Annotated in this window: 15 protein-coding genes; 8 read left to right on the forward strand and 7 right to left on the reverse strand. The window is 68.3% G+C overall.

Translation table 11 applies throughout. From position 1 onward, the window contains the following. Positions 1 to 25 precede the first annotated feature (25 nt). Complete coding sequence (locus tag BLW75_RS18055) at positions 26 to 583, forward strand: chorismate mutase (protein ID WP_034313145.1); 558 nt, start codon at positions 26 to 28, stop codon at positions 581 to 583. Between the two features lie 175 nt (positions 584 to 758). On the opposite strand, the gene BLW75_RS18060 is transcribed toward BLW75_RS18055, so the two are convergent. Then, the gene (locus BLW75_RS18060; protein WP_034313148.1) at positions 759 to 1079 is read right to left on the reverse strand and encodes a hypothetical protein; all 321 of its coding nucleotides are present in this window, start codon (positions 1077 to 1079) and stop codon (positions 759 to 761) included. 130 nt (positions 1080 to 1209) lie between these two features. Between BLW75_RS18060 and BLW75_RS18065 the strand changes: the two genes are divergently transcribed. The 3 genes from BLW75_RS18065 to BLW75_RS18075 are packed head-to-tail and all read left to right on the forward strand — an operon-like array spanning position 1210 to position 3191. Continuing rightward, entirely contained in the window at positions 1210 to 1671 is a 462-nt protein-coding gene (locus BLW75_RS18065; protein WP_034313150.1) for a low molecular weight protein-tyrosine-phosphatase, read from the forward strand. Between the two features lie 23 nt (positions 1672 to 1694). Then, the gene (locus BLW75_RS18070; protein ID WP_034313151.1) at positions 1695 to 2516 is read left to right on the forward strand and encodes an SURF1 family cytochrome oxidase biogenesis protein; all 822 of its coding nucleotides are present in this window, start codon (positions 1695 to 1697) and stop codon (positions 2514 to 2516) included. Positions 2517 to 2570: 54 nt separating this feature from the next. Then, complete coding sequence (locus BLW75_RS18075) at positions 2571 to 3191, forward strand: FMN-binding negative transcriptional regulator (RefSeq protein WP_034313154.1); 621 nt, start codon at positions 2571 to 2573, stop codon at positions 3189 to 3191. 84 nt (positions 3192 to 3275) lie between these two features. Here BLW75_RS18075 and BLW75_RS18080 read toward each other — a convergent pair whose 3' ends face one another. Both BLW75_RS18080 and BLW75_RS18085 read right to left on the reverse strand, forming a co-directional pair. Beyond that, the gene (locus BLW75_RS18080; protein ID WP_034313378.1) at positions 3276 to 4217 is read right to left on the reverse strand and encodes a cobalamin biosynthesis protein CobD/CbiB; all 942 of its coding nucleotides are present in this window, start codon (positions 4215 to 4217) and stop codon (positions 3276 to 3278) included. 53 nt (positions 4218 to 4270) lie between these two features. Next, positions 4271 to 4966 carry a FadR/GntR family transcriptional regulator gene (locus BLW75_RS18085; RefSeq protein ID WP_091597805.1) on the reverse strand — a complete coding sequence of 232 codons (696 nt, stop codon included), beginning with the start codon at positions 4964 to 4966 and terminating at the stop codon, positions 4271 to 4273. Between the two features lie 103 nt (positions 4967 to 5069). Here BLW75_RS18085 and BLW75_RS18090 point away from each other — a divergent pair, with 103 nt between their 5' ends. Genes BLW75_RS18090 through BLW75_RS18105 form a run of 4 tightly spaced genes read left to right on the forward strand, consistent with a single transcriptional unit; the run spans position 5070 to position 7803 of the window. Next, entirely contained in the window at positions 5070 to 5561 is a 492-nt protein-coding gene (locus BLW75_RS18090; protein ID WP_034313157.1) for a gluconokinase, read from the forward strand. Next, the gene (locus BLW75_RS18095; RefSeq protein ID WP_034313160.1) at positions 5561 to 6928 is read left to right on the forward strand and encodes a GntT/GntP/DsdX family permease; all 1368 of its coding nucleotides are present in this window, start codon (positions 5561 to 5563) and stop codon (positions 6926 to 6928) included. The genes BLW75_RS18090 and BLW75_RS18095 overlap by 1 nt, the downstream gene beginning before the upstream one ends. 48 nt (positions 6929 to 6976) lie before the next feature. Then, the gene (locus tag BLW75_RS18100) at positions 6977 to 7303 is read left to right on the forward strand and encodes an ArsR/SmtB family transcription factor (protein WP_034313162.1); all 327 of its coding nucleotides are present in this window, start codon (positions 6977 to 6979) and stop codon (positions 7301 to 7303) included. Further along, positions 7300 to 7803 (forward strand): SRPBCC domain-containing protein, encoded by a 504-nt coding sequence (locus tag BLW75_RS18105; RefSeq protein ID WP_034313164.1) that lies wholly within the window; start codon positions 7300 to 7302, stop codon positions 7801 to 7803. The genes BLW75_RS18100 and BLW75_RS18105 overlap by 4 nt, the downstream gene beginning before the upstream one ends. A 93-nt stretch (positions 7804 to 7896) precedes the next feature. On the opposite strand, the gene BLW75_RS18110 is transcribed toward BLW75_RS18105, so the two are convergent. The 4 genes from BLW75_RS18110 to BLW75_RS18125 all read right to left on the reverse strand — a co-directional run bounded on the left by BLW75_RS18110 (position 7897) and on the right by BLW75_RS18125 (position 12101). After that, complete coding sequence (locus tag BLW75_RS18110; RefSeq protein ID WP_034313167.1) at positions 7897 to 8901, reverse strand: N-acetylglucosamine kinase; 1005 nt, start codon at positions 8899 to 8901, stop codon at positions 7897 to 7899. Continuing rightward, a complete protein-coding gene (locus BLW75_RS18115; protein ID WP_034313169.1) occupies positions 8886 to 10151 on the reverse strand; it encodes a 6-phospho-beta-glucosidase in 1266 nt (421 codons plus the stop codon). Before BLW75_RS18115 ends, BLW75_RS18110 begins: the two co-directional genes overlap by 16 nt. Continuing rightward, on the reverse strand, positions 10148 to 11041 hold the full coding sequence (locus tag BLW75_RS18120) for a carbohydrate ABC transporter permease (RefSeq protein WP_034313171.1): 894 nt from the start codon (positions 11039 to 11041) through the stop codon (positions 10148 to 10150). Before BLW75_RS18120 ends, BLW75_RS18115 begins: the two co-directional genes overlap by 4 nt. A 70-nt stretch (positions 11042 to 11111) precedes the next feature. Then, on the reverse strand, positions 11112 to 12101 hold the full coding sequence (locus BLW75_RS18125; protein ID WP_034313174.1) for a carbohydrate ABC transporter permease: 990 nt from the start codon (positions 12099 to 12101) through the stop codon (positions 11112 to 11114).

Genomic DNA, 12101 nt, shown 5'->3' on the forward strand with positions numbered 1-12101 from the left:
ATTTTCGCATGTAGCGTTTCCTGGCATGCGACTTCGGGTGCTCTGTGCCGCTTCGCTGCTTCTCCTGGTGCTACCGGCGCCGCCTGCGTCGGCGTCTTCGGGGCTCTGGCAGCTGACCGACCTGGCCGCGCAGCGCGTGCAGATCGCCGACAAGGTCGCGGCCGCGAAGTTCGGCACGCCGTCGCCCATCAACGACCCGGTGCGCGAACAGCAGATCCTCGACTCGGTGGCCGCGAAGGCGCCTGGTCTCGGTCTCGACGCGGCCGAGGTGGTGCGGTTCTTCCGCGACCAGATCGAGGCGAACAAGGTCGTGCAACGCGGCCTGTACGCGCGGTGGACCGAACACCCCGGCACGCGGCCGCCCGGACGGCCCGATCTGGGGACCGAGGTGCGGCCGGTGATCGACCGGCTCAACGCGGGCCTGCTCTCCGAACTCGCGGAGACGCGGGACGCGCGGGCGCGGCGGTCGTGCGACGCGCGGCTCGCGGTCACGGTGCGGCTGACCGACGCGCGGCGGGAGCTCGACCGGCTGCACTCGGGCGCGCTCGCGGCGTCCGTGCGGTCTACCTGCGTGCGACCCTGACCTGCGGAAAGGGAGCAAGGGACCTTTGCTATCGCCCGGACCGCGCCGCGTGTTGCGAAAGCCACTTTCGCAACCTTCACCGTTGCGAAAGTGGCTTTCGCAACATCCTGGGATGTGCCGCCCGGGTCGCTGACCTGCGAAAAGGGAGCAAGGGACCTTTGCTACCGCCCCCGGCTCAGTCCAGCGCCTTCGCGTCCTTGTTGATCGCCCAGCGGCCGGCCGCGCGCACGACGCGACCGGTCCACAACATCGCCCGGTAGGCCTTCGTCGCTTGATCGGGCACATCGGGCCGGACGACCTCGTACGGCGCGACGGACGCGCTCGACCGGAGATGCAACGGCATCCTGGTCATCGCCTCTTTCGGCGATCTCGCCTGGACGAAGTGGTGCTCCGACAGGATCCGCCCGACCTCGTAGGGGTGCGGATGCTTGACGGTGATGCGATACCAGCGAAGCCCGGTTGCCGGGGACTCGACGCTGGGTGTTGGTGCGCTCATACGCGACCTTCCTGCGTGTTTCTCTCCAGGAGGTCTACTCCCGCTTCGTCCCGGCTTTCCACCTTCGCGCGCCCGGTAGCCGTTCGGAGCCGGTGAGCGGTCGATCTCCGGCGGCCATCACACTGATCAGGTGCTGCACATCGTCTTCGTCTGTTCCGGCAACATCTGCCGCTCCCCGATGGCCGAGCTCGTCTTCCGAGCGAAGGCCGAGGAGGCGGGGCTCGATCACCTCGTTCAGGTGTCCAGCGCCGGAACCGGCGGCTGGCACGTCGGTGAGGCCGCCGACAAGCGGGCCCGCGCGAAGCTGGCCGAACACGGTTACCCGACCGGCCACGTCGCGGCCGAGGTCGACCGCGGGCATCTGGCCGCCGACCTGCTGCTCGCGGCGGACGAGAGTCACCTGTCGTTCCTTCGGCGCAAGGTGTCGGACCCGGCGAAGGTCCGGCTGCTGCGCGCGTTCGATCCGTCCGCGCCCGAAGGCGCCGAGGTTCCGGACCCGTACTACGGCGAGGACGACGGATTCGAGGACGTCCTCGGCATGATCGAGCGGGCCGTTCCCGGACTGCTCGACTGGGTGCGCGCACACGCCTGAGGCCGACCGCTTACCGTGGTGGGGTGCGGTTGAAGTTCCTGCTGAAGCCCGGGTGGCTGGCGTTGACGTTGGTGGTGTTCACCTTCGCCATCACTTGCTTCACCCTGCTGGCGCCGTGGCAGTTCTCCCGCAACACCGAGCGCGAGCATCAGAACGCGGCGCTGCGGGAGTCGTTCTCGGGGCAGCCGCGGTCGCTGGACCAGCTGCTTCCCCACGGAGCCGCCCCTGATCAGCGCACCGAATGGCACTTGGTCGCGATGAAGGGGACGTACCTGCCCGAAGGCGAGGTCATTGCCCGTCTGCGCTCCGTACAGGGCGAAGCGGCCTTCGAGGTCCTGACTCCGTTCCGAACCGTCGAGGGCACGGTCGTACTGGTGGACCGCGGGTACGTCCGGCTCGACGACAAGTCGCGCGCGCTCCCCTTCGACCCGCCGCCCGCCGGAACGGTGGACATCGTCACGCGGGCCCGTCACGACGAGAAGGACGGGAAGAACCGCGACGCCTTCGCCGACGAGTCGACCGGCGGGAAGCTGCAGAGCTACGTCGTCGATTCCCAGGTCGTCGCGCGGGCCGCGAAGCTGGACATCCGTCCGGGCTACTTCCAGCTCGACGTGAACCAGCCCGGCGTGCTGGGCGCGCTGCCGCTGCCGCAGACCGACGCCGGGCCGTTCTTCTCCTACGCGCTCCAGTGGATCGCGTTCGGGGCGATGGCGCTGATGGGCTGGCTGTACTTCACCGTCCGCGAGCTGAAGCCGGGCGGCGTGCTGGCCACTGAGCGGCCGCAGCGCCGCAAGAGTGTCGCCGAGATGCTGGCCGAGGACGAACGCTCCGAAGTGGCTACCTGATCTGACGCGAAAATGGCCCTTTTATAGGTCCATTCCGCGTGTTCCCCTTCGATCATGCTGATTCACCCGTGGGACGCCGCCCACGACGACGCCGAATGGCAGGCCTGGCTCTCCGAACACGACTTCGGCCAGTTGATCGCCGGGGGCGCGGGCCGTGACCTGCCGATCGTCAACCCCGTGCACTTCGTCTACGACGGCGACCGAACGGTCCTGCTGCACCTCGCGCGCCCCAACCCGGTCTGGCCGTTGCTGGAGGAACACCCGCGCGCGCTGCTCTCGGTGATCGACGACCACACCTACATCCGCTCCGGCTGGAACACCCCGGCCGACCCGCCGCACGGGGTCCCGACGTCGTATTACGCGTCCGTCCAGCTCGAATGCGACGTCCGGCTCATCGACGACGCCGCGGAGAAGGCAGCGCTGCTCGACCGGCAGCTCGCGCACTTCGAACCCGGTTCGGGCCGGTTGGGGGTGAGCGCCACCGAGGCGCCGGACAAGCGGGTCCTGCCCGGCATCCGCGGCGTCGAGCTGACCGTCACCGGGGTGCGGGCGAAGTTCAAGTTCGGCGGGAACAAGCAGCCCGCCGACCGAGCACGGATCGACGCGGAGCTCGCGCGGCGCGACGGTCCGATGGACGCACGGGCGCGGGCGCAGCTGGCGCGGCGGGAGCGGTAGCAAAGGTCCCCCGCTCTCTTCCCGCAGGTCAGCGGGCCACGCGGTAGCAAAGGTCCCTTGCTCCCCCGCCGCCGAAACCTCGGATCAGCGCCGTCGTCGCCGCAGCCCGACGAGACCCGCCAGCACCACTGAGCTGAGCGCGCCCAGCCAGCCGACCACTCGCGAGAGTTCCACGGCCCGCGTGACGTGCCCGGCGTCCGGGTTGCGGCCGATGCCGAGCACCGGCAGTTCCTCGACTCCGTGCGGATACACCGTCCGCCCGCCGACCCGGATCTCGAGTGCCCCGGCGAACGCGGCCTCGACGCGGCCCGCGTTCGGGCTCGGGTGCGCGGTGGTGTCCCGTCGCCAAGCCCGCCAAGCGCCGCCCGCCGAGCCGCCGACGACGGGTGCCGCGAGCACGGTCAGCCCGGCGGCGACTCGCGTGGGCACGAGATGGACGATTTCGTCCAGCCGGGCGACGAGCCATCGGTACCGCTCGGGGCGCCCGCGCCCGATGCCGCGCAGCAGGCTGATCGCGCGCGAGCCGAGCAGGCCGGGGATACCGGCCAGCGCTCCCCACACCAGCGGCGCGATGACGACGTCGGCGGTGTTCTCGGCGAGCGTCTCCACCGAAGCGCGCGAAAGGCCGATGACCCCGAGGTCGTCGGCGACTCGGGGGTCCAGTGTGGACAGTGTGCCGCGCGCGGTCTCGAGTTCGCCTTCTTCGAGGTCCCGGGCCAGCGATGTGCCGTGCGCGGCCAGGCCGGCGGCGCCGAGGACGGCCCAGGTGGTCACCGCGGTCGTGGTCGCCTGCAGGACGGGACTGCGCCGTCCGGCGCGTTCGGCGAGCACACCCGCCAGTACGGCGGAGCCCGCGAGGCCCCCGGTCCACAGGACTCCGGCCACCGGATGCTTCGACCGGACCTTCGCGTCCGCCGCGGAGGCCGCCCTGGCGAACGCCGTCGCCGGACGCCGGGACCGAGGGTCTCCGATCACCCCGTCCGCGGCCACCCCCAACACCAAGCCGATCGCGCGAGCCGCGCTCACCATCGCCCCCTGCAGCCAGTATCCCTCGAAGACCTGCAGAGGTTACTCGAAGATCATCCGTCCAGAAGGACGGCCATCTCGTCACGCGCCTGGATGACGATGTCCCGCATCGCGCGTTCGGCCCGGTCAGGGTCACCGGCGTCGACGGCCGCGGCGACCTCGACGTGCAGGGCGACGGCCTCGGGTTGCGGTTCCTCCGGCATCAGCCCGTGCCCGGTGCGCCCGGCGAGCACCGCGGCGACGACCGCCGAAAGCTGCGCGAACATCGGGTTCCGCGACGCGGACAGCAGCAGCTCGTGGAAGGCGACGTCGTGCCCCAGGAAGGTTTCGAGGTCCCGTTGGTGCGCCGTCTCCTCAAGCCTCTTCGCCAAGGCCCGGAGACGGCCGCCTTCTTCCGGTGTCGCCCGCAGCGCGGCGTACCGGGCGGCGCACGGTTCGACGCCGGAGCGCAGTTCGGTGAGAGTTCGCAGCGCGGTCTTCCGCTCGGATCCGTCGAGTTGCCAGCGGAGCAGTCTCGGGTCGTAATGGTTCCAGTCGCGCGGCTCGCGCACGATCATCCCGACCCGGCGCTTGCTGCTGGTCAGGCACATCGTTTCGAGGACGCGTACCACCTCGCGCGCGACCGTGCGGGACGCGCCGAACCGCTCTTGGAGCTCCTCCGAGCGCAGGACGGAACCCGGCGGGAGCTCCCCGTTCGCGATCGCGGAGCCGAGCGCGTCGAGCACTTCGGCATGCCTGTCGTTGCCCACCAGGCGACTGTAACGTTCTGACTCGATTAAGTAGTACTTGATGTTGCTTAAGTAGTACTTTTGAGCTGTACTCGTCCCGGCTACAACGACGTGGGAGGTACGGATGACCGTCATCGTGGTGATGGGCGTTTCCGGCTCGGGCAAGACGACCGTGGGCACGGCACTCGCCGAACGCCTCGGCGTCGACTACGCCGAAGCGGACACGTTCCATCCGAAGGCGAACATCGACAAGATGAGCTCCGGCCACCCGCTGAACGACGAAGACCGGCGACCCTGGCTCGAAGCCATCGCCGCCTGGATCTCCGATCACCAGTCCTCCGGCGGCGTCGTGACGTCCTCCGCGCTCAAGTACCGCTACCGCGACATCCTGCGCAGCGGCGGCGACGTCTGGTTCCTGCACCTGCACGGCGACCGCGACCTGCTCGCCGACCGGATGAAGACCCGCTCCGGTCATTTCATGCCGGTGTCCCTCTTGGACTCCCAGCTCGCCGACCTCGAACCGTTGCAGCCGGACGAATTCGGCCTCATCGCCGACATCGCGAAGAAGCCGGAAGAGATCGTCGACACCGCCCTTTCCGCTTTCGAGGACCGCTGATGACCACCACTCTCGCCGCCGCCTGGACCGGACACGACACCCGTCTCATCGGCGCGACGGTGCTCGCCATCGCCGTGATCGTCGTGCTGATCACCAAGGCGAAGCAGCATCCGTTCCTGGCTCTGATCCTCGGCTCCGGCGTGCTCGGGCTCGTCGGGGGCATGCCGGTGGACAAGCTGATCAAGAGCTTCAGTTCCGGCGTCGGTTCCACCGTCGCCTCGGTCGGCGTGCTGATCGCGCTCGGCGCGATGCTCGGCAAGCTGCTCGCCGACTCAGGCGGCGCGGATCAGATCGTCGACACCATCCTGCGCCGCGCGGGCGACCGCGCCCTGCCATGGGCGATGGCGCTGGTCGCCGCGCTGATCGGGCTCCCGATGTTCTTCGAGATCGGCCTGGTCATGCTGATCCCGGTGATCCTGCTGGTCGCCAGGCGCACCGGGAAACCGCTGCTGATGCTGGGAATCCCCGCGCTCGCCGGGCTTTCGGTGCTGCACGGTCTCGTCCCGCCGCATCCCGGACCGCTCGCCGCCGCGGGCGCGCTTAACGCGAACGTCGGACTCACTCTGGCCTTCGGTCTGCTCGTCGCGATCCCGACGGTGATCATCGCCGGGCCGCTGTTCGGCAAGCTGGCCGCGAAGATGGTTCCGGACGCCGTCGCGCCGGAACGCCTGATCCCGGAATCGTCCTCTTCGGACGGTCGGCGGCCCGGCTTCCTCGCGACACTGTCCACCGTGCTGCTGCCCGTCGTGCTGATGATGGGCAAGGCGCTCGCCGACATCCTGCTGGAGAAGGAGAACCACGTCCGCCGCGTGCTCGACTTCATCGGCGACCCGCTGGTGGCACTGCTCGCCGCCGTCCTGCTCGGCATGCTCACCCTTGGCAGGTCCGCGGGCTTCACGCGGGACAAGCTGTCGTCCACGGTGGCGGACTCGCTGCCGCCGATCGCCGGCATTCTGCTCATCGTCGGCGCGGGTGGCGGATTCAAGCAGACCCTCGTCGACGCCGGGGTCGGCAACGTCATCACCGGTCTCGCCACCGGCGCGAACCTGTCGCCGCTGCTGCTCGGCTGGCTGGTCGCGGTCGCGATCCGGCTCGCCACCGGTTCCGCGACGGTCGCGACCGTGTCGGCCGCCGGCATCGTGGCCCCGCTCGCCGCGACCATGGACCCGTCGCACAGCGCGCTGCTGGTGCTCGCGATCGGCGCCGGTTCGCTGTTCTTCTCCCATGTCAACGACGCCGGGTTCTGGCTGGTCAAGGAGTACTTCGGGCTTTCGGTCGGGCAGACGCTGAAGAGCTGGTCGATCATGGAGACGGTCATCTCGGTGGTCGCGATCGCGCTGATCCTGCCGCTCGGCGCCTTGCTGTAGCCGAAGCACCGGTTGTCATGTGACCTTTTGGTCACCTATTCTGCTGGCGTGCCCGACGACGACCTGGTTTTCAAGGCCCTGGCGGATCCGACCCGCCGGTTCCTGCTCGACCAGCTGTTCACGCGTGACGGCCGCACGCTGACCGAACTCGAGTCCGGCCTGGACATGAGCCGGTTCGGCGTGATGAAGCATCTGAAACTGCTCGAAGAAGCCGGACTCGTCGTCACACGCAAGGAAGGCCGGGAGAAGAAGCACTTTCTCAACCCGGTGCCGATCCGCCAGATCCACGACCGGTGGATCGACAAGTTCACCGAGCGCAACGTGACCGCGTTGCTCGACCTCAAAGCCGAACTCGAAAAGCAGGAGCCGCCATGACCGACGTCCAGGTCTACCGCGTCTACATCAAGGCCACCCCGGAGAAGATCTGGGACGCGATCACGAAGCCGGAGTGGTCACGGAAATACGGCTACACCGGCCTCGTCGACTTCGATCTGCGCCCGGGCGGCAAGCACACCACGCATCCGACACCGGACTACGTCGAGGCCGGATTCACCGGCGACCTGGTCGACGGCGAGGTCCTGGAAGTCGTCCCGCCGCGCAGACTGGTCATCACCTGGAGGCTGCTGATGGACCCGGCCTTCACCGGGGAGCCGTACACCAAGCTCACCTACGAGATCGAGGAGACGAAGACGGCGGGAACCCGGCTGACCGTCACCCACGACGTCACCGGCGCACCGACGACGGCCTCCATGGTCGACGGCTCTCAGGAGAACATCGACGCCGGACCGGACGAGAACCCCGGCGGCGGCTGGCCGTGGATCCTGTCGGACCTCAAGACGCTGCTGGAGACGGACGAGCCGCTCGTCTCCGCCTGACCAGGAAGTGCTGAAGGGAACTTTCCCCGCATAGGACGCCACGAAAGGGCCCTTCACCGCATCGCATGCGGTGAAGGGCCCTTTCAGCCCTCTCTAGACCCGCTTGGTGGCGGCCTTCAGCGCGGCCTTGGCGGTGCCGGAAGCACCGATGGTGTCCAGTGCGAACAACGCCGCGCCGACCACCGGGGCCACGTCGACCACCTGGATCGAGGCCTGCGGCGCCACCTTCAGGCACCGCCGCTCGATTTCCGCGATCACCTGCTCGCCGACCCCGGTCAGCACTCCCCCGCCGAGGATGACCTCCGGCGCCTCCTCGGTCAGTTCCAGCCGCCGCAGGATGACCGAGACCAGCAAGGCGACCTCTTCGACGAACCGGTCGACCACGTCCTGCGCCACCTCGTCGCCGCCCGCCGCGACGGCGAACAGCAGCGGGCACAGGCCGTGGATCGCGTCGGAGTGCAACTCCTCGAAGTGCAGGCGCTGCACCACTTCCAGCACCGAAGACGCCTTGAAGTGCGCGGTGACGGCGGCTTGCAGGGCCGTGCCGGGGCCCCGGCCGTCCTCGGCGCGGACGGCCCACCACAGTGCTTCCTCGCCCAGCCGGTAGCCACCGCCCCAGTCGCCGGAGATCTTGCCCAGCGCGGGAAACCGATGCTCACGGCCGTCGGCGCTGACGCCGGCGCCGTTGATCCCGGCGCCGCACACCACCGCCACCCCGGTCCCGTCGGAGCTGCCCGCCCGCAGCAGCGCGAGCGTGTCGTTGCCGACGATCAGCGTGTCGCTCCAGCCGCGGGCGGCCAGCGCGGCGTGCAGGATCGCCTCCTCCCGAGGGAAATCCAACCCCGCGAGGTAGGCCGACGTATGTATCGCGAAAGGACGTTCGTCGGGAAGCCCTGCCCCGCGAAGGGCTTCCAGGACCAGCTTCTCCAGCGCCTGGACGCTGCCGTCCACCCCGATGTTCTGCGGGGACGCGCCCGGCCCTCGCGACTGTCCGAGCACCCGTCCGTCCCGGGAGACGATCAGGACGTCGGTCTTGCTGTTGCCGCCGTCGATCGCGACGACGACGTCCTGTGAGCCGGCCGTCATGCCCCCGCCCACGGCAGGAACTCACGGTTGATCCGCACCAGCGTGTCGGCGAGCTGATCGGCCTTGGTGTACTGGCCGACCAGGGGATGCGCGAGCAGCGCGTCGGCCACCCGGTCGCGGCCGCCCTTGATGGCCGCCTCCAGCGCGAGGTGCTCGTACGCGGTCACTCCGGCGATGAGCCCGGCGAACCGCTGCTCCACCGGCGGCTGCGCGATCGGACGCGGACCATCACCGTCCACAAGGGACGGAACCTCGATGACGGCGTCGTCGGGCAGGAAGTCGAAAGTGCCCGCGTTGCGAACGTTGACGACGTGTTCCTCCGCCGGGCCACCCGAGGTGAGCGCGTGCACCAACTGCACCGCGGCCTCGGAGTAGTAGGCACCGCCCCGCTTTTCCAGCTGCTCCGGTTTGGTCACCACCTCCGGGTCGAGGTACACCTTGAGCAGTTCTTCCTCGACGTCGCTGACGACGTCCGCGCGCGGCCGCTCGGTGCGCTGCTTCGTGACCTGCTCGTCGTGCCCGTAGTAGTACTTCAGGTAGTACGACGGCACGACGTTCATCCGCCGCATCCATTCGACCGGCGCGGTGACGTGCTCGCCGAGGAATTCCGCGTGCTCCGCCAGCAATTCCGGCAGGCGGTCCTCGCCGTTGACGAGCACCTTCCGTTCCCAGCTCAGGTGGTTCAGTCCGGTGTGGACGAGTTTGACCTCGTCGACCCCGGCACCGAGCAGGTGCGCGAACGTGCGCTGGAGGTGGATCGCGACGTTGCACAGCCCGACGGCGCGGTGCCCCTCGTTCAGCAGCGCGCGGGTGACGATGCCGACCGGGTTCGTGAAGTTCACGATCCAGGTGTCGTCACCGGCGATCTTCCTTACCCGGTCGGCGATGTCGAGCACCACCGGAACGGTGCGCAGCGCCTTCGCGAGGCCACCCGCGCCCGTGGTCTCCTGCCCGACACAACCGCAGGCGTGCGGGAACGTCTCGTCCCCGCGCCGCGCGCGCTGCCCGCCGACCCGCAGCTGGATCAGCACCGCGGACGCCCCGTCGACACCTTCTTCGAGACTCGACGTGGTGCGGACCCGCGCCGGATGCCCGGCGTGGCTCAGCAAGCGATTGCTGAAATCCCCGACCGCCTCCACCCGGTACGCGTCCGGATCGATCAGCACGATCTCGTCGACGTCCAAAGTGGACCGCCGTCCGGCGATCCCGTCGATCAGCTCGGGCGTGTACGTGGACCCACCACCGACGACTGCCAGTTTCATCCCTTGACCCCTGTGAATGTGATGCCCTTGACGAAGGACTTCTGCGCGAACACGAACAGGACGATCACCGGCAGCATGATCAGCGCGGTGGCCGCCATGGTGAGGTTCCATTCCACGTGGTGCATACCGCGGAACGACGCGATCGCCAGCGAAAGCGGCCAGCTGTCCCTGGTCTCACCCGTGTAGAGCAGCGGACCGAAATAGTCGTTCCAGGTGAACAGGAAGCAGAACATCGCGGTGGCCGCGATCCCCGGCTTCGCCATCGGGATCAGTACCTTGACCATCGCCTTGAACTCAGTGCAGCCGTCGATCTTCGCCGCTTCGAGATAGTCCTTCGGAATGGTGAGGAAGAACTGCCGCAGCAGGAAGATCGAGAACGCGTCGAAGAAGAAGTACGGCGCGATCAACGGGATCAGCGTCCCGGTGAACCCGAGCCGCACCCACAGGTCGTACAACGGCACGACGGTGACCTGCGGGGGCAGCATCATCGCGGCGACGGTCAGCATGAAGAACAGGTTCTGCCCCCGGAACTTCAGTTTCGAAAGCGCGTACGCCGCCGGGATCGCCGAGACGAGCGCCCCGACCGTGGCCAGCGTCGAATACAGCATGCTGTTGCCGAAGTACCGCAGCAGCGGCGCCTTTTCGAACACCTCGATGAAGTTCTCGAAATGCCATTCCGTCGGCCAGAAGTTCGACGAAAGTGCCTGATCGCTGGACATCACCGCGGTGAGGAACACGAACAGGATGGGCAGCATGAAGATCACGCCCATCGCGATGCCCACACTGTGCGTCGCGATCCAGTACAGCTTCTTGTCCCACTTGCGCCGCATCCGCACCTTCGGCGGTTCGGACGCCGGGGCGGTGTGCCTGGGTTCGGCCAGAGTGGTCATCCGCCCACTCCGCTCACGCGGGACACCCGCACCCGGTCAGGGCCATGAACAGGCTGGCGCGAGAATATGATCATGCCCCCTCCTCCTGATGCTGAGACTTACGAAGCTGCCTGACCAGAATCCAGGTGAACCCGGCCGAGACGACGAACAGCAGGACCGCCATCGCCGCCGCGTAACCCATGTTGAAATACCGGAAACCCTGCACGTACAGCCAAACCGGATAGGTCAGCGTCGAGTTCTGTGGTGCGCCGATGAACTTCGTGTTGCCCGCGACGTCGGCCGCTCCGGCCGCGGCCGATCCCGCGACGATCGCCTGTGTGAAGAACTGCAACGCGAAGATGATCGAGTTGACGATGCCGAACAGCAGCACCGGCGAGATCGACGGCAGCGTGACATGCCAGAACCGGCGGACCGGCCCGGCGCCGTCGAGCTGAGCGGCTTCGTACTGTTCCTGCGGCACGTCGAGCAGCGCCGCCAGGATGATGATCATCAGCTCGCCCGAACCCCACATCACCAGCAGGGTCAGTGCCGGTTTCGACATCGCCGGGTCGTTGAACCACAGCCCGCCGTCGATGCCGACGAAGTCCAGGAACGCGTTGACCGGGCCGTATTCCGGGTTGAACAGGAACACGAAGGCCAGGGTCGCCGCCGCCGGCGGAGCCAGCGAAGGCAGGTAGCACAGCGTCCGGACCAGGCCGACGCCCGACTTCAACCGGGAGATGACCGAGGCCACGCCGAGCGCGAACACCACCCGGCAGACGGTCAGGACGATCACCAGCCACAACGTGTTGTACGCGGCGGTGCCGACCAGCGGCTCGGTGGTGAACATCCGGACGTAGTTGTCGAAACCGATGAACTCCGGCGCGTTGATCAGGTCGTACCGGGTGAACGAGTAGTACACGGTGGCGATCAGCGGGTAGCCGAAGAAGATCAGGAAACCCAGCATCGCCGGGGCGATGAAGTAGAAGACGGTGCGACGGCGGCGCGCCGCGTTCCCCTTCCGCGTCCGGGTGGACGCGGAAGGGGAGGCGACCGCCCTGGATTCCAGGGTCGAAGTCAT

This window comes from Amycolatopsis lurida (assembly GCF_900105055.1).
In the GTDB taxonomy this organism is placed as follows: Bacteria; Actinomycetota; Actinomycetes; order Mycobacteriales; family Pseudonocardiaceae; genus Amycolatopsis; species Amycolatopsis lurida.

What these genes read in the sequence shown, in the direction of transcription:
- BLW75_RS18055 (WP_034313145.1), top strand. Translation starts at nt 26, where the DNA reads ATGCGACTTCGGGTGCTCTGTGCCGCTTCGCTGCTTCTCCTGGTGCTA.
- BLW75_RS18060 (WP_034313148.1), bottom strand. Translation starts at nt 1,079, where the DNA reads ATGAGCGCACCAACACCCAGCGTCGAGTCCCCGGCAACCGGGCTTCGC.
- BLW75_RS18075 (WP_034313154.1), top strand. Translation starts at nt 2,571, where the DNA reads ATGCTGATTCACCCGTGGGACGCCGCCCACGACGACGCCGAATGGCAG.
- BLW75_RS18090 (WP_034313157.1), top strand. Translation starts at nt 5,070, where the DNA reads ATGACCGTCATCGTGGTGATGGGCGTTTCCGGCTCGGGCAAGACGACC.
- BLW75_RS18095 (WP_034313160.1), top strand. Translation starts at nt 5,561, where the DNA reads ATGACCACCACTCTCGCCGCCGCCTGGACCGGACACGACACCCGTCTC.
- BLW75_RS18105 (WP_034313164.1), top strand. Translation starts at nt 7,300, where the DNA reads ATGACCGACGTCCAGGTCTACCGCGTCTACATCAAGGCCACCCCGGAG.
- BLW75_RS18115 (WP_034313169.1), bottom strand. Translation starts at nt 10,151, where the DNA reads ATGAAACTGGCAGTCGTCGGTGGTGGGTCCACGTACACGCCCGAGCTG.
- BLW75_RS18120 (WP_034313171.1), bottom strand. Translation starts at nt 11,041, where the DNA reads ATGACCACTCTGGCCGAACCCAGGCACACCGCCCCGGCGTCCGAACCG.
- BLW75_RS18125 (WP_034313174.1), bottom strand. Translation starts at nt 12,101, where the DNA reads ATGACTTCGACCCTGGAATCCAGGGCGGTCGCCTCCCCTTCCGCGTCC.